The sequence below is a fragment of the Anaeromyxobacter sp. Fw109-5 genome, assembly GCF_000017505.1.
In the GTDB taxonomy this organism is placed as follows: Bacteria; Myxococcota; Myxococcia; order Myxococcales; family Anaeromyxobacteraceae; genus Anaeromyxobacter.
In genome coordinates, this window is record NC_009675.1 from 2715491 (window position 1) to 2737110 (window position 21620).

Annotated in this window: 19 protein-coding genes and 1 tRNA gene; 7 read left to right on the forward strand and 13 right to left on the reverse strand. The window is 74.6% G+C overall.

Annotated features, from left to right (window positions below):
* Nucleotides 1–37: 37 nt before the first annotated feature.
* From ANAE109_RS12015 to ANAE109_RS23420, 7 genes are all read right to left on the reverse strand, one after another.
* Entirely contained in the window at nucleotides 38–1390 is a 1353-nt protein-coding gene (locus ANAE109_RS12015; RefSeq protein ID WP_012097139.1) for a MiaB/RimO family radical SAM methylthiotransferase, read from the reverse strand.
* Entirely contained in the window at nucleotides 1374–2423 is a 1050-nt protein-coding gene (gene mnmA / locus ANAE109_RS12020) for a tRNA 2-thiouridine(34) synthase MnmA (protein ID WP_012097140.1), read from the reverse strand. The genes ANAE109_RS12015 and mnmA overlap by 17 nt, the downstream gene beginning before the upstream one ends.
* Before the next feature lie 32 nt (nucleotides 2424–2455).
* On the reverse strand, nucleotides 2456–3712 hold the full coding sequence (locus ANAE109_RS12025; RefSeq protein WP_012097141.1) for a hybrid sensor histidine kinase/response regulator: 1257 nt from the start codon (nucleotides 3710–3712) through the stop codon (nucleotides 2456–2458).
* An 18-nt stretch (nucleotides 3713–3730) separates the two neighbouring features.
* Nucleotides 3731–5035: a CCA tRNA nucleotidyltransferase gene (locus ANAE109_RS12030; RefSeq protein WP_012097142.1), complete on the reverse strand. Its 1305-nt coding sequence runs from the start codon at nucleotides 5033–5035 to the stop codon at nucleotides 3731–3733.
* Between the two features lie 4 nt (nucleotides 5036–5039).
* On the reverse strand, nucleotides 5040–5342 hold the full coding sequence (locus tag ANAE109_RS12035; protein WP_012097143.1) for a hypothetical protein: 303 nt from the start codon (nucleotides 5340–5342) through the stop codon (nucleotides 5040–5042).
* A gap of 233 nt (nucleotides 5343–5575) precedes the next feature.
* A complete protein-coding gene (locus tag ANAE109_RS12040; protein ID WP_012097144.1) occupies nucleotides 5576–6013 on the reverse strand; it encodes a CBS domain-containing protein in 438 nt (145 codons plus the stop codon).
* A gap of 246 nt (nucleotides 6014–6259) precedes the next feature.
* Nucleotides 6260–8554 (reverse strand): ATP-binding protein, encoded by a 2295-nt coding sequence (locus ANAE109_RS23420; RefSeq protein WP_012097145.1) that lies wholly within the window; start codon nucleotides 8552–8554, stop codon nucleotides 6260–6262.
* 321 nt (nucleotides 8555–8875) lie between these two features.
* Here ANAE109_RS23420 and ANAE109_RS12050 point away from each other — a divergent pair, with 321 nt between their 5' ends.
* The gene (locus tag ANAE109_RS12050; RefSeq protein WP_012097146.1) at nucleotides 8876–9988 is read left to right on the forward strand and encodes an acyl-CoA desaturase; all 1113 of its coding nucleotides are present in this window, start codon (nucleotides 8876–8878) and stop codon (nucleotides 9986–9988) included.
* 168 nt (nucleotides 9989–10156) lie between these two features.
* On the opposite strand, the gene ANAE109_RS12055 is transcribed toward ANAE109_RS12050, so the two are convergent.
* A tRNA-Arg gene (locus tag ANAE109_RS12055) sits at nucleotides 10157–10230 on the reverse strand.
* A gap of 280 nt (nucleotides 10231–10510) precedes the next feature.
* Between ANAE109_RS12055 and ANAE109_RS12060 the strand changes: the two genes are divergently transcribed.
* The 5 genes from ANAE109_RS12060 (at nucleotide 10511) to ANAE109_RS12080 (ending at nucleotide 14319) form a co-directional block, all read left to right on the forward strand.
* A complete protein-coding gene (locus ANAE109_RS12060; protein ID WP_012097147.1) occupies nucleotides 10511–11161 on the forward strand; it encodes a methyltransferase domain-containing protein in 651 nt (216 codons plus the stop codon).
* 8 nt (nucleotides 11162–11169) lie between these two features.
* Nucleotides 11170–12522, forward strand: coding sequence for a radical SAM protein (locus tag ANAE109_RS12065; RefSeq protein WP_012097148.1), 1353 nt, complete (start codon nucleotides 11170–11172; stop codon nucleotides 12520–12522).
* Between the two features lie 135 nt (nucleotides 12523–12657).
* Nucleotides 12658–12843, forward strand: coding sequence for a hypothetical protein (locus tag ANAE109_RS12070; RefSeq protein WP_041448304.1), 186 nt, complete (start codon nucleotides 12658–12660; stop codon nucleotides 12841–12843).
* A 203-nt stretch (nucleotides 12844–13046) separates the two neighbouring features.
* Nucleotides 13047–13382, forward strand: coding sequence for a co-chaperone YbbN (locus tag ANAE109_RS12075; RefSeq protein WP_012097149.1), 336 nt, complete (start codon nucleotides 13047–13049; stop codon nucleotides 13380–13382).
* 16 nt (nucleotides 13383–13398) lie between these two features.
* Nucleotides 13399–14319 carry an NAD(P)/FAD-dependent oxidoreductase gene (locus ANAE109_RS12080; protein WP_012097150.1) on the forward strand — a complete coding sequence of 307 codons (921 nt, stop codon included), beginning with the start codon at nucleotides 13399–13401 and terminating at the stop codon, nucleotides 14317–14319.
* A gap of 44 nt (nucleotides 14320–14363) precedes the next feature.
* Here ANAE109_RS12080 and ANAE109_RS12085 read toward each other — a convergent pair whose 3' ends face one another.
* The gene (locus ANAE109_RS12085; protein WP_012097151.1) at nucleotides 14364–14957 is read right to left on the reverse strand and encodes a hypothetical protein; all 594 of its coding nucleotides are present in this window, start codon (nucleotides 14955–14957) and stop codon (nucleotides 14364–14366) included.
* Nucleotides 14957–15751 (reverse strand): metallophosphoesterase, encoded by a 795-nt coding sequence (locus tag ANAE109_RS12090; RefSeq protein ID WP_158305888.1) that lies wholly within the window; start codon nucleotides 15749–15751, stop codon nucleotides 14957–14959. The genes ANAE109_RS12085 and ANAE109_RS12090 overlap by 1 nt, the downstream gene beginning before the upstream one ends.
* 152 nt (nucleotides 15752–15903) lie before the next feature.
* Between ANAE109_RS12090 and gloA the strand changes: the two genes are divergently transcribed.
* Entirely contained in the window at nucleotides 15904–16290 is a 387-nt protein-coding gene (gene gloA / locus ANAE109_RS12095) for a lactoylglutathione lyase (RefSeq protein WP_012097153.1), read from the forward strand.
* 6 nt (nucleotides 16291–16296) lie between these two features.
* Here the strand turns inward: gloA and ANAE109_RS23425 are convergent, their stop codons facing one another.
* The 3 genes from ANAE109_RS23425 to ANAE109_RS12115 are packed head-to-tail and all read right to left on the reverse strand — an operon-like array spanning nucleotide 16297 to nucleotide 21619.
* On the reverse strand, nucleotides 16297–18501 hold the full coding sequence (locus ANAE109_RS23425; protein ID WP_012097154.1) for a response regulator: 2205 nt from the start codon (nucleotides 18499–18501) through the stop codon (nucleotides 16297–16299).
* Nucleotides 18498–19556, reverse strand: coding sequence for a chemotaxis-specific protein-glutamate methyltransferase CheB (gene cheB / locus ANAE109_RS12110; RefSeq protein ID WP_012097155.1), 1059 nt, complete (start codon nucleotides 19554–19556; stop codon nucleotides 18498–18500). Before cheB ends, ANAE109_RS23425 begins: the two co-directional genes overlap by 4 nt.
* The gene (locus ANAE109_RS12115) at nucleotides 19553–21619 is read right to left on the reverse strand and encodes a response regulator (protein ID WP_012097156.1); all 2067 of its coding nucleotides are present in this window, start codon (nucleotides 21617–21619) and stop codon (nucleotides 19553–19555) included. Before ANAE109_RS12115 ends, cheB begins: the two co-directional genes overlap by 4 nt.
* Between the last annotated feature and the right edge of the window lies 1 nt (nucleotide 21620).

A 21620-nucleotide genomic window follows, 5' to 3' on the forward strand; every position in this document is an offset into this window, starting at 1 on the left:
TCCAGGGCAAGGTTCCGACCGGGCCTCTGGAGGGCCGTCACCCGGCGTGCGGCGTGGGTCGTCCGGCGCGGACGCCCTCGCACGCGTCGCCGTCGTGGCCGGTCACGCGCACGCGCGCGAGGGCCCCTCGCACGTCGCCCGCCGCCGGGTCGGCGCGCCACCGGACGGTGGCGTACTCGCGCGCGGTGCCGCGAGCGCGCCCGCCTTCCACGCGCTCGACCACGACCTCGAGCTCCTTGCCCAGGAGCCCGTCGAGGAATGCCCGCCAGCGCCGCTCGGAGAGCGCGACCAGCTCGGCCGCGCGCGCGCGCGCCACGGCGCCGGGCACGGCCGAGGGGAGCGCCGCGGCCTCGGTGCCCGGGCGCGGCGAGAACCGGAAGACGTGGAGGTACGCGAGCGGCAGCGCCTCGATGAGCGAGAGCGTCGCGCGGTGGTCGTCGTCCGTCTCGCCGGGGAAGCCGGTGACCACGTCCGCGCCGAGGCAGAGGCCGGGCAGCCGCGCCGCGCCCTCGAGCGCCGCGCGGCGGTAGCCATCCGCGCGGTACGGCCGGCGCATCGCCGCCAGGATCCGATCCGAGCCGCTCTGGAGCGGCAGGTGGAGGTGCGGGCAGAGCGCGGGCGCCACCGCAGGGTCGTCGAGGAGGTCGAGCGGGACCTCCAGGGGCTCGAGGGACGAGAGGCGCAGCCGGGCGCGCAGGCCGCCACCGACCGCGGCGCGGATGAGGTCCGCGAGCGTGCGGCGCGGCGAGAGATCGCGCCCGTACGCGCCGAGGTGCACGCCCGCGACGACGATCTCCGCGTGGCGCGCCCCGAGCAGCGAGAGGCGACCCAGCGCCTCGTCGAACGCCAGCGACCGCGCGGGGCCGCGGGCGAGCGGCACGACGCAGTAGCTACAGCGCGCGTCGCAGCCGTCCTGGATCTTCAGGAAGGGGCGCGTGTGCCGGGCGAGCACGAGCGGCGGCGGGCCCCACCCCGCCCCGCGGCTCGCCCCGGCGGCGCTCCCGGGGTCCGCGGCCGGCAGGCCGGCGAGCCGCAGGACCGTCCCGGCCACCTCCGCGTGCTCGCGCGCGCCGAGCACGGCGGCGACGCCCGGCAGCGCGCCGAGCACCTCGGGACGGAGCTCCGCGTAGCAGCCGGCGGCGACGATCCTCGCCCCCGGGTTCGCCCGTGCGGCGCGACGGATCGCTCGCCGCGCGGCCGCGTCGGCGTCGCCGGTGATCGTGCAGCCGCTCACCACGACGACGTCGGCGGGCTCCTCGTCGCGCGCCAGCTCGACCCGATCCCCGAGCGCGCTCGCCACCGCGTCGACGTCGGCGCGGCTCACGCGGCAGCCGAGCGCGACGAGCGCCACGCGCGGTCGCCTGGGAGCGCCGTCAGACGATGCGGCCACCGCCGAGCACCTCGTCGCCGTCGTAGAAGACCGCCGCCTGGCCCGGCGCGACGCCGCGCACCGGCCGCGCGAGCCTCACCTGGCCGCCGCCGCCGTCGGGCGTCACGGTCCCCTCCTCGCCCTCGTGGCGGTGGCGCACCTTCACCCGCGCGGCCACGGGCCTCGGCGGCGGCGCGCCCGCGATCCAGCGCACCTCGGTCACCGCGAAGCGATCGCGCGAGGCTTCGCCCGCGCTGCCGACCACCACGCGGGCCGTCCCCGGCTCCAGCCGCACGACGTAACGCGGAGCCGGCCCGGCGAGGCCGAGCCCGCGCCGCTGGCCCACCGTGAAGCGGTGCACCCCGTCGTGACGCCCGAGCACCTCGCCCGCGGTGGACACGATCTCACCGGCCCGTACGCTCCCGGGCGCGCGCAGCGCGACGAAGTCCCCGGCGTCGCCCTGCGTGACGAAGCAGATCTCCTGCGACTCGGCCTTCTCCGCGTTCGGCAGCCCCGCCTGCGCGGCGACGGCGCGCACGTCGCGCTTGGCCAGGTCGCCGACGGGGAACAGCACGTCCCGGAGGGCTTCCTGGCCGAGGCCGTACAGGAAGTAGGTCTGGTCCTTCGCCGGATCTCCGGCCCTGCACAGCGCGAACCGGCCGCCGCGCCGCTCCACCCGCGCGTAGTGACCCGTCGCGAGCTTGGCGCCGAGCGCCCGCGCGCGGGCGAGCAGCCAGTCGAACTTCACGTCCGAGTTGCACGCCACGCAGGGGTTCGGCGTTCGGCCCTCGACGTAGTCGCGCACGAACGGCTCGATGACCCGCTCGCGGAAGCGCGCCTCGACGTTCGCGACGTAGAACGGGATGTCGAGCCGGCGCGCCGCCGCGCGCGCGTCCTCGAGGTCGTCCGGCGCGCAGCACGAGCGGCCGCGCCGCGCGTCCGAGTAGTCGGCGACGCGCATCGACACGCCGATCACGTCGTGCCCCTCGGCGACGAGGAGCGCGGCGGCGGTGGAGGAGTCGACTCCGCCGGAGAGGGCGACGAGGACGCGCATCGGGGGCGGTGTACCCGCGCCGGGGCCCGGGATCAAGCGAGGGAGGCTGCGGACGGCGCCTTCCCGGCCGTCGGCTGGTCCGCCGGCCGGACCGGGATCTCCAGCACGAACTTTGAGCCGGTGAACTGACGGGCGAGCGAGCCGGGCTGGGTGCGCGGGGGGCTCTCCACCCAGACGCGGCCGCCGTGCGCCTCGGCGATCCGGCGTGCGACCGGGAGCCCCAGCCCCGAGCCCGGCAGGCGCGCCTCGTCGGTTCCGCGCGCGCGCGCGTGGTGGAGCGGCTCGAAGATCCGCTCCTGCTCGAGGCTCCGGATGCCCGGCCCCTGGTCGTAGACCGTGTAGCGCAGCTTCCCGGGCTGCCGCGTGACCTCGACGAGCACCTCGCCCCCGTGCGGCGAGAACTTCACCGCGTTCGAGACGATGTTCGCGATCGCCTGGCGCAGCTTGCGCGGGTCGGCGATCACGGGCTCGCCGCCGGCGTGCGCCACCACCACGTGCAGGCGCGCGTCGCGGATCATCGGGCGCTGCTCGGCGACCACCTCGTCGGCGAGCTGGTCCGGGTTCACCGCGCCCTCCATGATCGGCGACTCGCCCGCCTGCAGGCTCGCGAAGTCGGAGAGGTTGTCCACCACGCGGGCGAGGCGGGTCACGGAGTGGATCATCGAGTCCACGATCCGCTTCTGCTGGGGCGACATCGGGCCGAGCTTCTCCGAGGAGAGGATGCGGAGGTAGCCGGCGAGCGGGGTGAGCGGCGTCGAGAGCTCGTGCGCGAGGTTGTGCATGAACGCGCTCTTCAGCTCGTCGAGCTCGAGGAGCCGGGCGTTCGCGCGCCGCGCCCCGGTGAGCGCCGCCTCGAGGTGCGCCGCCATCGTGCCGGAGAGGGTGCGCAACCGCTCCCGCTCGCCCTGCTCGGTGAGCCGCTCGCGCTTGCCGTCCATGTACTCGAGCAGCTCGGCCCCGAGCTGCCCGTCGTCGGCGGCGCGATCCACGAAGCCGTCGGCGCCCGCCGCGATGGCGTCGTCGTGCTCGTCCCGCGACTCCCCCACCGCCACGATGGGGACGTGCTCGAGCGCCTTCTCCCGCTTGAGCCGCGCGGTGAGCTCGAACCCCTCCAGATCGGGCAGGTGCACGTCCGCCACGATGAGATCGGGCCGGGACGTGAGGGCACGCTCGATCCCCTCGAGCCCCGAGGCCGACGTGTCGACCGTGAACCCTTCACGCTCCAGGCGGGTCTTCACCCGCGCCCGGACCTCGGCGTCTCCCTCGATGCAAAGCACGCGGCGCGGCATGGATGGCCTCGCCCTTGATTATAAGCGTCGCCCCCGCGCATCCCACCAATGCACCAGCGCCTCGGTGAGCCGCGCCTCGTCGTTCTCCCGGGGCTCCGCGAGCACCCGCTCGAGCAGGTGACGGAGAGCCTCGCCGACGTGGGGGCCGGGACCGGCGCCCAGGATTCGCATCACCGCCCTTCCGTCGAGCGCGAGGTCCTGGGGCGTGAGCGGGTCGCGCTCGCGCCGGATGCGCGCGATCGCCTCGGAGAGCGCGTGGACCGCGCGCTGATCGCCGCCGACCTGCGCGCCCATCGCGGCGGCCTCGGCGCGCGCGAGCTCCAGCAGCAGCGGCGCTCGGGCCGGGCCGGCCGCGGAGAGCCACCGGCGGACGTCGGCGGGCGACGCGGGGAGCGCCCGGCTGCCGTCGAGCCGGCACACGTGCGCACGCACGAGCGCTGCCGTCTCGTCGGAGATCCGTCGCGACAGCCGGAGATCGAGGAGCGTCCGTCCGACGTCCTCCGCGGGCAGCGCGTGGAGGAGCGCGGCGAGCCGGAGCGCCGGCTCGCCGGGGGTCGCCGCCAGGACCGCCACCGCGTGGTCGAGCTCCCGCTCGGGCCGGCCGGCGAGCGCGGGGAGGACCGTGGCGAGGAGCCCGGTGGTACGCATGAGGTCGACGGCGCGGGGGGCGTCGGGCGCCACGACGAGGCGGGTCAGCTCGTCCGCGATCCGCTCGCGCGAGACCTTGCGCACGATCGGCAGCGCGCCGCGGATCGCCTCCTCCGTGGCGGGGTCGAGCGAATAGCCGAGCTGGGCCGCGAAGCGGACGGCGCGCATCGGCCGCAGCCCGTCCTCGCCGAAGCGGGCGACCGGGTCGCCGACGGCGCGGATCAGGCGGCGCCTCAGGTCGGCCTCGCCGCCGAACGGATCCCGGAGCTCGCCGGCCAGCGGATCGAGCGCGAGCGCGTTGATGGTGAAGTCGCGCCGGGCGAGGTCCGCCTCGAGGTCCTCGTGGAAGGTCACCGACTCCGGCCGCCGGCCGTCCTTGTACTCGCCCTCCCCCCGGAACGTCGTCACCTCGATCGGCTCGCCGCCCACGAGGACCGTCACGGTCCCGTGCTCGATGCCGGTCGGGATGACCTTGGGGAAGAGCGCCGCCACCTGCTCCGGCAGCGCGGGCGTCGCGACGTCGAAGTCGTTCGCGTCCCGGGCGCGGTGGAGGAGCAGATCGCGGACGGCGCCGCCGACGAGCCAGGAGCGATACCCGGCGTCGCCGAGCCGGCGCAGGACGTGGAGGACCGGGGCCGGGAACGTGGCGCGCGCGAGGGCGTCCGGGAGGGGCATTCGCTCAGTGCGTGAGGCCGCGCTCCTGCTCCGCGCGATCCAGGAGGCGGAAGTAGAGCCGGATGAGGGCGAGGCGTGCGTCGGGCGCGAGCCCGTCGACCGCGACGCGCGCCACCTCGAGGGAGTCCCGGCAGATGGAGAGCAGGACCTGGCCGATCTCGTCCGCGTCCTCGCGCTGCACGGCGCGGTCCGGGACCGCGAACGCCTCGCGGATCTGGTCCGCGTCGAACAGCAGGTGGTGGCCGCGCAGGCCCTCCTGGATCCGCTGGGACAGGTGCCCCGGCGCGTTCGACGCGAGCTTGTCCATCCTCGAGGCCCCTCCCGGCTGGCGCCACCATGCCCCCCGGCGTGGCCTCGCGCAAGCGCAGAAAGCGCGGGCTGGGTCGCTGGTATCGGGCGGTTTCGACCCGCCGGCGCGCGCCTGATGGTGGCCCTCGCGACCGCGGCGCACCGGGTCGCCGCGGTCGGGCCGTCGCTCGAGAGCCCCCGCAGGAAAGACCGGTCGCGTCGTCGCGGGATCGCCTCCCGCGGCGCCCGAGTCTAGGACGCGTGCGGCTGCGAGATCTCGCGCGCCGCGACGTCGCGCAGCGTGCGCCCGGCGATCTCCTCGTCCTCCTCGTCCGCGATGTCCGAGAGGCTGATGACGCCCTGCAGCTTCCCCTCGGTGTCGCAGACCATGATGCGCGACTTGCGGTGCTCGCGCATGAGCCGCTCCGCGTCGCGCAGGTCGTCTCCGAGCCTGCAGCTCACGACCTCGCGCGTCATGACGCCGTCCAGCTTCGCGTCCGATGGGCGACCGTCCGCGAGGATGCGCAGCGCGAGGTCCCGATCCGTGATCGTGCCCACCGGCTCGTCCGACTCGTTGCAGATCGGCACGAAGCCGATGTTCTCCTCCTTCATCAGGCGCGCGCAGTCGCGCGCCGTGTCGTCCGGACGGCAGCACATCGCCGACTTCATCACCGAGTCCACCGTGGCCATCTGCCCCTCCTCCCCCGCGCCCGCGGGTGCGTACTTCCATACCCTGCGCCGACGTTGATACCCCCGCGCGACGGGTGCAACGCACGTTCGCGCGAGCGTGCGGCGGACAGCGCCTCGGCGGCAAGCCGGCTCGCGGCGTCCGCCCGAGGGCTCCTCGGGCGCGCGGGCTGACGGGGCGGATCGCCGCGCGGCCGGGCGGCGCTCGCGAAGGGTATGAGGGGAGCACGCTCCGGGGGCGAGGCGCCCCTACGACCGTTCCTCGATCGAGCGCCACAGCTCCTCGAGATCGGGCGGCTTCGGGAGGTGGCCGTCGAATCCCGCCTCCCGCGCGCGCTGCCGATCCTCCGGCTGCGCGTACCCGGTGAGCGCGATGAGCCGCGTCGAGCGGAGCGTGGCGTCGGATCGGAGCGCGCGAGCGACGTCGTGGCCGCTCATGTCGGGCAGGCCGATGTCGCAGAGCACGACGTCCGGCTTCAGCTCGCGGGCCAGCGCGATCCCCTCCCGGCCGTCGCTGGCGACGTGGGCTCGGTGACCCTCGAGCTCCAGGAGGTCCGCCAGCGTCTGCCCGGCGTCGAGGTTGTCCTCGATGACGAGGATCCGCCGGGGGGCGGTCTCCGCACGGCCCCGGCGCCGGAGGGTGGTCGCGCCCGCGGCCGCGAGCGGCAGCCGCACGGTCAGCTCGCTGCCGCGCCCCGGCCCCTTGCTCCTCGCCCGCACCGACCCGCCGTGGAGCTCGACGAGCCCCTTCACGAGCGCCAGCCCGAGGCCGAGCCCTCCCTCGGTGCGCGCGAGGCCCTGCTCGCCCTGCGCGAACGGCTGGAAGATGCGCTCGAGGTCCTCGGGGATCATGCCGGCGCCGGTGTCGCGCACGGCGATCAGCCCATTCTCCTCGCGGCTCGCGACCTCCACCTCCACGCGTCCGCCCGCCGCCGTGAACTTCGCCGCGTTGTGGAGCAAGTTGCCGACGACCTGCGAGATTCGCGTCGCGTCCCCCTCGACCCACACCGGTCCGAACGGGAGGTCGAGGCGCATCTCGACGCCGCCCTGCTCGAGCACCGAGCGGTGATCGTCGCACGTCTTGCGGACCACGTCCCGCAGGTCGAGCCGCGTCCGGGAGAGCTGGACCTTGCCCCTCGCGATGCGCTCCACGTCGAGCAGGTCGTCGACGAGCCGGGAGAGGTGCTCCGTCTGGCGCTGGATGACCTCCCTGGCACGCACCGCCGCCGGGCTCCCGGCGGGCGCGCGCTCGAGGATGAGGGTGCTGTTGCGAATGGGCGCGAGCGGGTTGCGGAGCTCGTGCGAGAGCACCCCGAGGAACTCGCTCTTGCGTCGATCGGCCTCGCGCAGCTTCTCCTCGACGCGCTTCCGCTCCGAGATGTCGCTGAACAGGATGGCCACCCGTCGTCCCTCGGGAGGCCCCACGCGGAAGGCGTACACGTCGTAGACCCGGCCCAGCGCCTCGGCTCGGTTCTCGAACCTGATCGGCTCGCCGGTCAGGGCGACCCTGCCGTAGATCTGGAACCAGTGCTCCTCGTGCGCGGGCGCGAGCTCGCGCATGCGCTTGCCCGCCGCGTCGACGAGCCCGGTCTGCTTCTCGAACGCGCGATTGACCTCGACGAACCGGTAGTCCGCGGGGGCGCCCGCGGCGTCGAACAGCACCTCGATGATGCAGAAGCCCTCGTCGATGGAGTCGAACAGCAGCCTGTACCGCGCCTCCGACTCCCGAAGCGCCGCCTCGACCCGCCTGCGCTCCTCCTCGCCGCGCACGCGCTCGGTGACGTCGACCGCCGCGCTGCCGACGGTGTCCGCGTCCACCGGGAAGATCGTGATGAGCAGGGCTCTGTCCCGGAACGTCGCTTCGTAGCGTTCCCGGACCCCGGTCTCCAGCACGCGCACCATGCGCTCGTGCACGCCGGCGGCCCGCGCTCCGAGGACCTCCCGGACGGTCCGCCCGATCAGGCCGTCGCGCGTCTTGGCGAGCAGCTCCAGCGCGCCCTCGTTCGCGTCGACGTAGCGCCAGTCCTCGATCTCGCACGTAGGTCCGCGCACCGCCTCGAGCAGCACGAGGTGATCGCGCATGTTCCTCGACACCGCGGCGGCGCGCGCATCGCTCCTGCACAGCGCCTCCTCGACGGCCGCCTCGCTCGCGGTCGCGTCGGCCGTGACGTCTCGCAGCGTGACGAGCAGCCCACACCCCGCCTCCATCGGAACCGGCGACAGGGTCCCCTCCCACCAGGTCTCGCGCCCGGCGACCCACCGCGCGTGCCGGGGCAGGTCGGTACGCTGTCCGGCCGGCGCGAGCGTTCGCGCCGCGATCGCGGCTTCGCGCGCTTGCGGGAGCAGCTCGAGGACGTCTCGGCCGATGGCCTCGTCCAGGGTGAGTCCCGTGGCGCGGAGCCACTCGGGGTTCGCGCGGAGGACGGTGCCGTCCGGCGCGACGAGGCACCGCCCGCTTCCTGCCTCGTCGAACAGCAGCTCCGCCAGCGCGTTCGCTCCGACCGCGGTGACGGGCGCGGGGCCTCTGGGAGGGGTCAGGTGCAAACGTGAAATCCTATACACCGCCGCGGGGAGAGGCGAACGGCCCGCGACGACACCCAAAGGCGGCGCGGCGAGCGGGTGCGTCTCCGGAGTCGCGCGGCTCCGGCGTTCACCCGGCGCGTGAAGCAGAAGGGCCGGTCGGCTCCCGGGCCGTCCAGCCCCCCGTCACATCGATGTCGGGCGTGCCGCGGGCGACTCGAACGCCGGGCTACGTGCGGGCGGCCGACGCGCGACGACGCAGCGAGCCGCCGTGACCCGCTCGTGACGGCCGCAGCACACATCCAGCTGGACGACCGCGGCGGCGCCGCGAGAAAGGAAGCGCGTATGACCCCGTCGGCGCAATCGCGGTCCCTGCGTGCGGAGCTCGACTCCCTCCGGCAGGAGTTCGCGGCGAAGATCGGCCCCCGGGACGCCGAGTACATCCGGACCGTGAGGGCGGTCGCCCGCGTCTCCCGCGTCACGGGACGCCTCCTCATCCACTTCAGCCTCGAGCCCGTCACGTGGGCTGCAGGCGTGTGCGCGCTCGCCACGTACAAGGTGCTCGAGAACATGGAGATCGGCCACAACGTTCTGCACGGGCAATACGACTTCATGCGCGATCCGACGCTCAGCTCGGCGACGTACGAATGGGACATGGTGGGCACCGCGAAGAGCTGGAAGCGGGCGCACAACGCGACGCACCACGTCTTCACGAACGTCATCGGGCGAGACCGCGACTTCGGCTACAACGCCTTCCGCTTCTCGGCGGAGGTGCCCTGGAAGCCGATCCACCTGCTCCAGCCGCTGGTGAGCCCGCTCAGCGGCCTCTTCTTCGAGTACTCCATCGGCGCCTACGATCTCGGTCTCCTCGACGGGCTGGGCCCCCGGCCCAGCGGAGCGGCTGGCGGAAAGCGCCGGCCGCGGCGCGAGATCGCCCGCGAGCTCTGGGCCTTCGCGCGGAAGGCCGCGCGAAAGGGATTCGTCGAGTACGTGTTCTACCCCGCCCTCGCAGGCCCGCTGGCGGCGAAGGTGCTCTGCGGGAACCTGCTCGCGAACACGATCCGGAACGGCTGGGCGTATGCCGTCATCTACTGCGGTCACCTCACCGAGCAGACCGCCACCTTCCGCGAGGAGGGCCTTGAGGACGAGGACCGGGGCGGATGGTACGTCCGGCAAGTCACGGGCAGCAGCAACTTCGAGGCGGGACGGCTCGTGCACGTGCTGAGCGGCCACCTCGGGTTCCAGATCGAGCACCACCTCTTCCCGAACGTCCCGGCGTGGCGCTATCCGGAGATGGCCCCTCGCGTGCGAGCCATCTGCGAACGCCATGGCATCCCCTACTCGACGGGCTCGCTCGCCTCGCAGTTCGCGAGCGCGATGCGCCGGCTGGTTCGGTTCGCCGTCCCGGGTGCGGAGCGTCGCGGCGGCGCCGACGGCGCCCGCGCCCACGCGGCTTGATTTGCCCGTCGCGGAAGGACCCGGGATGGCGTCACGACCCATCCGTTCCCACCGTGGCGCCCGGAGCGCCGCCGCCGCACCGTAGACTCGCGCACCTGGTCGGCGCCGCGAGCCCGGCCCTCTCCGTTCAGAGAACGGCGTTCAGCGGAGCGAGTGCGGGATTTGGTGTGGCCCCGGGGCGACTCGAACGCCCGGCCTACGGTTTAGGAAACCGCCGCTCTGTCCAGCTGAGCTACGGGGCCAAAAGGACTTCCGGGTCGCGGGATATAGCACAGGCGCGGCCCGAGCGCGCCCTTCGAGGAGGCCCCGCGTCGGGGCCGCGTAGCTCCCCCGCGCCGCCATGAGGCGAGCGTCCAACCGGAACGGCTCCGGCTCGCCGGAGACGATGCGCGCGGCGTCCGGGTGGCCGCGATTCGGGAGCACGTTCTGCTCCCCGCCCGCTCGACACGGCCGACGTGCCGCCCGGAGCGGGCGCGAATCTCCTCGCTTCCCCGCGGCTCTCGCACGGGTGAGACTCCCGACATGTCCCGCCCCCGCGCCGCTCCCCCGGACCTCGGCCACGCCCTCGCGGCGCGCTACTCGCCGCTCGCCTCCACCGCCGGATCGCTGTCGTGCGGCGACGTCCTGGAGCACGGGGCCCCACGCCCCGGCGAGACGGTGATCGATCTCGGCTGCGGCCGCGGGCGCGATCTCCTGCGCGCCGCGGAGGCGGTGGGCCCGGACGGGCGCGCCATCGGGGTGGACGGCAACGAGGCGATGCTCGCGGCGGCCCGCGCGCTCGCCGCCGGCGCGCCCCGGGTATCGCTCGTGCGCGGCGACGTCGCCGCGGTGCCGCTGCCCGACGGGGACGCCGATCTCGTCATCTCGAACTGCGCCATCAACCACGCGCCGGACAAGGCAGCCGTGTACCGAGAGGTGCACCGTCTGCTCCGCCCGGGCGGGCGTTTCGTCGTCTCCGACGTGGTGTCGGAGACCACCCTCCCCGCCTCCGTCCGCGACGATCCCGAAGCGTGGGCAGCCTGCTACGGTGGGGCGATCCCCGAGGCCGAGTACCTCGCCGACGTCGCCAGCGCTGGCTTCTCGGACGTGCGCGTCCTGCGGCGAAGCGCTCCCTACGTGAAGGGCGGCGTGCGCGTCCTCTCCCTCACCGTGACGGCGCGCCGGCCGTCCTGAAGGACTCCATGCGGCTCTCCCGCTCCACCATCGTGGCGCCCGTTCCAGGCGGCGACCAGGTGCTCCTCGTGCAGCCGCTCACCGGGCAGGCGGCGCTCCTGGGCGCCCCCGAGGTGAACGCGCTGCGCGCCCTAGAGGGCGGCGCAGGGCTCCCGGGCGCGCTCCAGGAGGCGACCCTGCGCGAGGCCGCGTTCGTCGTCGACACGGACGAGGAAGACCGCGCCCTGCTCGAGCGGGCGCGCGCCGAGTGGGCCGCCGAGGCGGTCCACTCGCCGACCCAGCTCGTCGTGGTCCCGAGCTTCGGCTGCAACCTCGCCTGCACCTACTGCTACCAGGAGGTGTTCGATCCCTCCGCGTCCGCGCTGATGCCGCCCGAGGTGGTCGAGGCGTTCTTCGCCTACGTGGACGCGCACCACGCGGGCGAGACCCCGAGGCCGTACGTGACGCTGTTCGGCGGAGAGCCGCTGCGCGACACGCCCGCCCACCACGACCGGATCGGACGCTTCCTGCGCGGCGCGGCGGCGCGCGGCCTCGAGCTGGCGGTCGTGACGAACGGGCACGACCTCGAGGCGTTCCTGCCCGCGCTCGCGGCCGGTCCCGTGAAGGAGGTCCAGGTCACGCTCGACGGCCCGCGGTCGGTCCACGACGCGCGCAGGCCGCATTCGAGCGGGCGGGGCAGCTTCGACCGGATCGTGGCGGGAGTCGACGCGCTCGTCGCGGCCGCGATCCCAGTGAACCTTCGGGTGGTCGCCGACCGCCGCAACCTGGCCGCGCTCCCCGAGCTCGCCGAGCTGGCCGCCGCGAAGGGCTGGCTCGACCTGCCCGCCTCGCGCTTCCGGACGCAGGTGGGGCGGAACTACGAGCTGTTCGGCTGCGCCTCGCGACAGCGCCGCGAGGATCTCTTCGACCGCGTGGAGCTATGGGCAGGCTACCTCGAGCTCGCCGAAGCGCACCCGATCCTGCGGCGCTTCCACGCGCCGCGCTTCCACGGCATCGGCCACCTCGCCGAGACCGGCGAGCTGCCGGCACCGAACTTCGACGCCTGCCCGGCCACCAAGAAGGAGTGGGCCTTCGGACCGGACGGACGGCTGTACGGGTGCACCGCCACGGTGGGCCACCCCGCCCACGTGCTGGGCAGGTTCCATCCCGGGATCGAGCGGGACGACGAGGCCGTCGCCGCGTGGCGACGGCGCAGCACGCTCACGATCGCGCGGTGCGAGGGGTGCTCGGCCGCGGCGGTATGCGGCGGCGGCTGCGGGGCCATCGCCTGGGACCGGGACGGGACTCCGCTCGCGCCGGACTGCCGCCCGGTCGCGGAGCTGTACGGGCTCGGGGCGCGCTACTACGGGCTCGGCGCCTGAAGGCGTGGATGTGGACCGGCTCGCTCCACATCCGGGGACCGGTCGACGGCTTGCGACCCCGTGTCGCGAACCCCAAGAGCCACGAACGGCTCGTACCGTTCGGCGCGACGATCCGGGGACTTCCTGGAGGCGAACATGGTCCCGGTGGCGAAGCAGGTGACCCTGGAGCTCTCTCCGAGAGACCTCAGGATCATGGTCCAGTCGCTCGTGAACTGTCTCGCGACGTGCCAGACGCACGCGGTGAAGCCGGACGCACCGTGCGAGGACTGCGACGCCGCCCGTGCGCTGAAGGAGAAGATCGAGTCCCACCTCGAGAGCTGAAGGAACGCGCCATGAAGCTGCTCACCAAGCTCAAGAAGCCCGCCTGCTGCGCCCCCGAGAAGGCCGCGCAGTGCTGCGCCAAGGCGTCCCGGCTCGTGTCGGGCTGCCACGACTGAACCCGCGGCGGGATCCGTCCCGCCTTCCCCCACTCCTCCCCCGCGACCGGCATCGGCCGGCACGGGAGGGGCTTGCCCGGAGATCCGATGTCCGCGTCCGTCGAGGAGATCAGCGCAGAGAGATACGACGAGCAGGTGCTCGGGGCCGAGACCCCGGTGGTGCTCGACTTCTACTCCACCGAGTGCCCGCCGTGCGAGGCGCTCGCGCCCAAGCTCGAGGCCGTCGCGGAGCAGTTCGCGGGCAAGGTGCGGTTCCTCAAGATCTTCCGGCAAGCCAACCGCGAGCTCGCGACGCGGCTCGGCGTCACCGGCAGCCCCACCCTGCTGTTCTTAAAGCGTGGCCGCGAGGCCGCGGGGCGCATGACGGGTGAGGAGATCAAGCGCTCCGCCCTGAAGGCGGCCGTCGAGCAGCTCCTCGCCTAGCGGACGGACCGACGCCATGAACGAGTGCTACGACATCGTGGTGATCGGCGCGGGGCCCGCGGGGCTCACCGCCGCCATCTACGCCGCGCGTGCCCGGCTCCGGACGCTGGTGCTGGACGAGAGCATCCCGGGCGGCCAGGTGAAGACGACGCACAAGGTGTCGAACTACCCCGGCTTCCCCGAGGACATCCACGGCGCGGAGCTCGCGACGGCGTTCTCGCTGCAGGCCGGGCGGTTCGGGGCCAAGATCCGGCGCTCCGTCGAGATCACGGACCACGAGCTCTCCGGGTTCGTGAAGACGCTCGAGCTCGACGAGTCCGAGACGATCGAGGCGCGCGCCGTCATCGTCGCCACCGGGGCGAAGCCGCGTCCCCTCGGACTCCCCGGCGAGGACACGTTCAAGGGGCGAGGGATCTCGTACTGCGCGACGTGCGACGGCGCCTACTTCGAGGGCAAGGACATCCACGTCATCGGCGGCGGCAACTCCGCCGTGGAGGAGGCGCTGTTCCTCACGCAGTTCGCGCGCAGCGTCACGATCGTCCACCAGTTCGAGCAGTTCCAGGCCGAGCCGGCCTCCGCGCACGAGGCGCTCGGCAACCCGAAGATCCGCGTCCTGTTCGGCCACGAGCCGCGGGCGTTCCACGGCGAGACCGCGCTCGAACGGCTGGAGGTCGAGGCGCTGCGGACGAAGGAGCGGAAGGTGCTCCGCACCGACGGCGTGTTCGTCTTCGTCGGGATGGTGCCGCGGACGGATCTGCTCGCGAAGTACGTCGAGCTCGCGCCCGGCGGCTACGTGAAGACGACCGACGACATGGAGACCGAGGTCTCGGGCCTCTACGCGGCGGGAGACATCCGCGTGAAGAAGTTCCGGCAGATCACGACGGCCGTGTCCGACGGCACGATCGCCGCGCTGGCCGCCCAGAAGTACCTCCGCTGACGCCCGGCGCAGGCGGCGCGGACGCCCGCGCGGCCCGGCGCCGGTCAGAGCTCGACCCGCACCCCGAGCGCGACGCTCAGCACCTCCGACGCCCGGACGGTGCCGAGGTTCGAGACGAGATACGCGAGCGGGAGATCCACCGCCACCACCTCCGCGTACGCCCCGAGGTGCTCGAGCCTCCCGACCGGCCGCCCGAGCGCCGCGCCGAGGGCGAGGCCCGCGCGGAGCGCCGTCGGCAGCGGGTAGTACTCGGGCCCGTAGCGGTCCGGCAGGAACACGAAGAAGCGATCGCCGAAGGTGTACGTCAGCTGGACCGCGGCGTAGAGCGGCCGCGCCGTCCACCCCCGGCCGAGGCCGACGCGCCACGGGAGCCAGGACGCCTTCCCGGTGACGCTCCAGAGGTCCACTCCGGCGAGCGACTCCGGCGCGTAGCCGAGGAAGAGGTCCAGCTCGACGCGGCGGCCCAGGAGCGCGTACCCGACCCCCGGCGAGAGGAACCCGATCGCCCCCGCGAGCTGCAGCTTGGCGTGGTCCGGCGCGAACCAGGCGCGCCGATCCTCGTCCTCCGCGGCCCGCCCCTGCCCGAAGGGCGCGAGCAGGGCCGACGCGACGACGAGCGCGCGCGCGGCCACCCTCATCAGAACCCCACCCGCTCGTGGACGAACCCGCCGCCCTCGGCGGCCGTCACGACGAGATAGCTCCGCCCCGCCACGTCGTCGGCGGTGACCACCTCCACGCCGCCGTCCCGCGCCGCCTGGTAGACGTGCGAGTGGCCGTGCAGCGACAGCGTCGCGCCGCCCTCGCGCAGCACGCGGAAGTAGTCGGCGCGGAGGTCGGGATCGAAGTCCGGGTTGTCCGGCGGGGCGTGCGAGATCACCACGGCCCGATCGTGCTCGGGGGACGGCGCGAGCTGCTCGGCGAGCCAGGCGAGGTCCGGCACGGTGCCGTCGAAGTCGTACTCGCGCGAGTTGCTGTCCAGCAGGGCGAACCGGACGCCGCCGTGGGTGAACGCGAAGTTCAAGGGGCCGAACATCTCCTCGTACACGAGCCGCCCGGTACCGAGCAGGTCGTGGATCCCGACCACGACGAAGTACGGCACCGGCAGCTCCCGGAAGATCCGGTTCATGATCCGGAACTCGTCGGCGAGGCCCCAGTGGGTGAAGTCGCCGACCTGGACCACGAACGCGAGATCGTCCCGGGCCTTCAGCGCGCGCACCGCGTCCTCGGCGTCCTCGAACTGCATCTGCGTGTCGCCGACCACCGCGAAGCGGAGCGGCTGCACCGGCGGGGCCGCGCGCAGCGTGGCGAGGGCCCTCTCGTGGAGGTCCCGCTCGTGGGAGTCGAGGCGGACCTCGTGCGGGCTGTACTGCAGGCAGGCTGCGCCGGCGACGAGGACCGCGACGAAGGCCGCGGGCCGCATGCCTCGGCTCATGGCGCGCGCCGCGGCGCCGCGCGACACCATTGTGGGCACCGCCCGGCCTGCCTCGCGGACGCCCGCCGGGCGAGGGCCTTCGCGCACCGCGCGCGTCGCGCGCGTCCGTGTTAAGCGAGAGCCGCCGCGCGCCGTCGCGGCGAGGAGACGACTTGCGCATCCTGCACACCATGATCCGCGTGGGCGACCTCGAGCGGTCGATCGCGTTCTACACCGAGGTCCTCGGGATGAAGCTCCTGCGCCGCCAGGACTACCCGGACGGCCGCTTCACGCTCGCGTTCGTCGGCTTCGGGCCCGAGTCCGAGCACGCGGCGCTCGAGCTGACGCACAACTGGGACACGCCGGCGTACGATCTCGGCAACGGCTTCGGCCACGTCGCGGTGGAGGTGGCGGACGCGCGGGCCGCCTGCGACGAGATCCGGCGCCGCGGCGGCGTGGTCACCCGCGAGGCGGGGCCGATGAAGCACGGCACCACGGTCATCGCCTTCGTGCAGGACCCGGACGGCTACAAGATCGAGCTCATCCAGCGCGGGACCTGACGGCCCTCACCCTCCTCCGGCCCGCGCCGGCAAGCTCACGCTGAAGGTCGTGCCGCTCCCGGCGTCCGAGGCGACCGCCACGCTCCCGCCGTGAGCGCGCACGATCTCCCGCACGATGAAGAGCCCGAGCCCGGTGCCGCCGCTCGCGGCGGTGCGCCCGCGCTCGAATGGCTCGAACAGGTTCGCGAGGAGCGCCTGGTCGATGGGCGGCCCCTCGTTGTGCACCGAGATCACCCGCCGGTCGTCGAGGGCATGCCACGCGACCGACACCGCCGCGTCCTCGGGGCTGTAGCGCACCGCGTTGGTGAGCAGGTTCGAGAGGACCTGTCCGATGCGATCGGGGTCCCACTCCCCCGCTCCGTCGACGCCGGGCTGGTACGCGATCCTCCGGCCGCCGTGCGCGCTGCTCACCTCCTCGATGATGTCGCGGCAGATCGCGTCGAGGTCGCTCGGCCGCGGCGCGATCGGGATCCCCTTCCCGAGCCGGGCCCGCGAGTAGTCGAGCAGGTCGTTGACGAGCCGGGACATCCGCGCCGCCGCCCCCGCGGCGCGCGACAGCACCCGCCGGTTCCGCTCGGACAGCTGCGCGTCGCGCAGCGCCACGTCGACGGAGACGCGCACCACCGAGATCGGCGTGCGCAGATCGTGGCCGGTGATGCCGAGCAGGTGCGCCTGCACCTCCTGCGTGCGGCGGCGCTCGGTCACGTCGCGCAGGTAGGCCGTGAGGCCGTCCCGGTGCGGGAAGGCGCGCACCTCGATCCAGCGGTCGCCCGGCCCGCGCGCCTCGAACGTCACCGGCACCTGGCTGTCGATCGCGCGCTCCAGCTCGGCCCGCGCCCCGCCGCCGCGCGCCAGGAACGGGCACTGATCCCAGAGGGTCGTGCCGGCGATCGCGTCGCGCTCCGCGCGCACCATGCTCTCCAGCGCGTGGTTCACGTAGACGAAGCGCCAGTCGCGATCGACCGCGAAGAACGCGTCCGAGATCGTCTCCAGGATCGCGGCGCTCCGCACGTATCCCTCTCGCGTGCGGTTCTCGTCCTCGAACTGGCTGCGGCGCAGCTGCGCGTTCACCCGCGCTCGCGCCACGAGCGGCCCGCTCGCCACCGGCACGTAGTCGTCCGCCCCGCCGGCGAGCGCCTCCACGGTCGCCTCGGGCTCGGCGCGCGCGCCGAGGACGAGCACCGGCAGGTGCCGCCACCGGCCGTCGCCGCGGATGCGCAGGCACGCCGCGGCGCCCTCCTCTCCGGCGCGGGTCGACTCCACCAGGATCGCGTCGACGCGATCGACGGCGAGCAGCGCGAGGGCCTCCTCGGGAGAGGTGGCCGACACGACGTCGTGCCCCTCCTGGCGGAGCGCCTCCGCCACGTCGGAGAGCAACGTCGAGGCTCCGGCGGAGACGACGAGGATCCGCCGCGGCGCGGGCAGGGCTCCGGGGGCGGCCACCGAGGTCGCCGAGGTCGCGGACCGGAGGAGCGCCTGCAGGCGCGCGAGCACGAGCTCGTTCCCGTCCTCGTCCTTCCGGACGTAGGCGTCGGCGCCCGCGTCGAGCGCGCGGAGCTCCCCCACGGATCCGGAGGCGGTGAGCAGGATGCAGGGCGTCGTGCGGAGGGCGGCGTCGGCGCGGATCGCCTGGACGAACGCGGCCCCGTCCATCCCGGGCATCACCCCGTCGACGACGATCGCGCGCGGCCGCAGCTCCGCCGCGAGGAGGAGCCCCTCCTCCGCGCTGCCGGCGGTGACGACCTCGAGCCCCGCGTGCTCCAGCGCGGCGCGCAGCTCCTCGCGCGCGGTGACGCTGTCGTCCACGACGAGCACGGGCCGGGAGGCGCCCCCCGCGGCGTCGCCCCGGCGGCGGACCAGCTCGCGGGCGCGCGCCACGACCTGCGCCGAGTCGTACGGCTTTCCGACGTACTCGTCGGCGCCGGTCTGCAGGCCGCGGACGCGGTGCTGGACCTCCGCCTCGGTGGAGAGCAGCACCACGGGGACGGCGCCGTGCTCCGGGGACCGCTTGATCTCGGCGAGCAGCTCGAGGCCGTCGCCGTCCGGGAGGAGCACGTCCAGCACCGCGAGCCCGAAGCGGCGGGCCGCCAGCGCGCGGCGGGCGCTCGCGACGTCGGCGGCGAGCACCGTCTCGAACCCCGCCGAGGAGAACGCCTCCTCGAGGTCCATCCGCACGGTGAGGCTGTCGTCCACCACGAGGACGGCGGTCATGGCGGCCTCCCCGCCGAGCCGGCGCGCGCGGCGATCGCCGCCCCGATCTCATGGACCGGGAGGACCCGCTCCGCCGCGCCCAGGAGGATCGCCTCGCGGGGCATGCCGAACACCACCGACGTCGCCTCGTCCTGGGCGATCGTGGCGCCGCCCGCCTGCCGGATCGCGAGGAGCCCCTGCGCGCCGTCCCGCCCCATCCCGGTGAGCAGGCAGGCGAGCGCGTCGGCCCCGCAGTCGCGGGCCACCGACTCGAACAGCACGTCCACGGATGGCTTGCAGCTGTGCCGCTCGGGCCCGTCGGACAGGCGGAGCGCGCCGCGCTCCACGGTGAGGTGACGGCCCGGCGGCGCCATGAGCACCGTCCCGCGGCCGCGCTCGGAGAGCCGCTCGCCGTCGCGAGCGTACCGGACGCGGACCGGGGAGAGCCCGTCCAGCCACTCCGCGAACGCGGTGCCGAACGGCTCGTTGATGTGGACGACGAGCAGGATGGGGTGCGGGTAATCCGCCGGCACGCGCCGCAGGATCTCGACGACCGCCGCGGGCGAGCCGGTGGAGCCGCCGATGGCGACGAGGCTCGTGCGGGCCGCCGCCTCGCGCCCGGGCAGCGGCAACGGTCGCATGGCGCCGAGCCTGCCGCGGGGGTGGGTGATGACCTTGATGTGCGAGATGAGCTTCAGCGTGCTGCGGAGGCGCTCCTCCCAGACGCCGTCGGGCTCGGAGCCGAACGGCTTGTCGAGCACGTCGATGGCGCCCGCGGCGAGGGCGTCGTAGGTCCGGAAGAGCTCGCCGCGGTTCGTCGAGGCCGACACGACCAGGATGGGCGTCGGGCAGTACGCCATGATGTACTCGGCGGCGGCCACCCCGGTCATCACCGGCATCATCATGTCGAGGGTCACGACGTCCGGCCGCAGGCGCTGGCACAGCTCGATGCCTCGCCGCCCGTCCTCCGCCTCGCCCACCACCCGGAGCTCGGGATCCGCGGAGATCACCTCCACGAGGCGCTTCCGCACCGTCAGCGAGTCCTCCACCACCAGCACGCGGATCGGTCCGGTCACCTCAGCAGCTCCTCGATGGTCGCCAGCAGGCGCCCCTGGTCGAACTCGCCCTTCACGACGTACGCGCTCGCCCCGGCGGCGAGGCCGCGCTCGCGATCCTCCTGGGCGCTCCGCGACGTCACGAGGATGGCCGGCACGCCCGCGAGCCGCGGCTCCGCGCGCGTGACGCGCACGAACTCGAAGCCGTCCATGCCCGGCATCTCCACGTCCACCAGGAAGAGCCCGAACCGGCGCGCCCGGGCCTTGTCGAGCGCCTCCTCCGCCGAGACGGCCACCTCCACCTCGTAGCCCGCGGACTCGAGGATGCTCTGCTCGAGCATGCGCGTCGTCAGCGAGTCGTCCACGACGAGGATGGGCGCGCGCGGCGCGGGGGCCTCCTCCTCGTCGTACGACCCGCGGCGACGCGCGCCCGCCACGAGCCCCGCTGGATCCAGCACCAGGCGGGGGTTCCCCTCGCCGTCGAGCGCCGCCCCCGCCACCGCCGGGTCGAGGCCCAGGTACGCCGGCAGCGGGCGCACCACGACCTCGGCCGTGCCCACCAGCCGGTCGGCCCCTACCACCACGCGCCCCGCCCCCGCCTCCACCACGACGGCGGACCAGGCGCGCCGCGGTCCCGGCGCGCGGGGCCGTCCCAGCACGTCCGCGAGCGGGACGAACGGGACGAGAGCGCCGCGGTGGGCGACGGCGGCGCCTTCCGCCGTGCGCACCACCCGGGTCCCCTCGAGGAACGCGGCGCTCCGGACGGCGTCGAGGGGGAGCGCCGCCACCGCGCCGGAGGCCTCGACGTGGAGCGCCGTGAGCGCCGTGAGCGACACCGGCACGACCACCTCCACCTCGGTGCCGCGTCCGCGCTCGGTGCGGACCGCGACCTCCGCGTGCAGCCGGGCGGCGACGTCGCGCACGACGTCGAGCCCGACCCCCCGCCCGGAGACGTCGGTCACGGTCGTGCTCGTCGAGATCCCGCCGCGGAGCAGCAGCGCGGTCAGCGCCGCGTCGTCGAGGCCGGCGGCCGCACCGGCGGGCACGAGCCCCCTGCGCGCCGCGGCCGCCCGCACCGCCTCGAGGTCCACGCCGCGGCCGTCGTCGCGGCAGCGGAACACGACCCGGGTCCCGCGCCGCTCCACCTCCACGCGCACCCGGCCCGACGCCGGCTTCCCGCGCGCGGCGCGCTCCGCCGCCGGCTCGACCCCGTGCGCCACCGCGTTCCGGACCGCGTGCAGCAGCGCCTCCCGCATGGACGTGAGCACGTTCGCGTCCACGCGCACGCCGCCGCCCTCGAGCTCGAACGTCACCGCCCGGTCGAGGGCGCGCGCCGCGTCGCGGGTCGCGCGCTCGAGCGGCCCCGCGATGGCGCGCGCCGGGAGGAGCCGCAGCCGGTCGGCGACCCGCCGGACCTCGCCGATCTCCCGCTCCGCCTGGTCCGCCCGGGCGTCGAGCGCCCGCTGCGCCCCGTCGAGCGCGCGGGAGAGCTCGTCCACGAGCGGGCGGAGCCGCGCCGGGGACGGCGGCGGCGCCCCGTCGCGCCGCGCCGAGAGCTGATCGGCGAGGGCCCGCGCGATCTCCTTCGCATGATCGAGCCGGCCGAGCTGCCGGCGCAGCGACGCGACGTGCACCCCCGCCTCGAGCGTCGTCTCCACCACCGCGTCCACCTCGTGGAGGTCGACGCGCACCGTCCGGATGGGCTCCTCGCTCCTCGCCGCGGGAGGGCTCTCGCCGGCCGGCGCGGGCGCCGCCGCGGTCGGGGGCGGCGCGTCGAGCGCGGCGACCGCGGCGGCCATCTCGTCCACCAGGCGCAGCAGCTCGTCGATCCGCTCGCGCGGCACGGGCGGGGCGCCCTGGTCGCGGTGCGGCTCGAGCGCGTCCTCCGCGGCGTGCGCACGATCGCCGATGCCCTGCTGCTGCACCACGCGCGCCGCCCCCTTCAACGTGTGGGCGACCCGCAGCAGCCGAGCCACGACGGCGCGGTCCCCGGGAGACCGGTCGAGCTCGAGCAGCCCGCGCGAGAGCCCCTCGAGCAGCTCGCGGGCCTCGATGCGGAAGTACTTGTAGCGATCCCGGGCCATC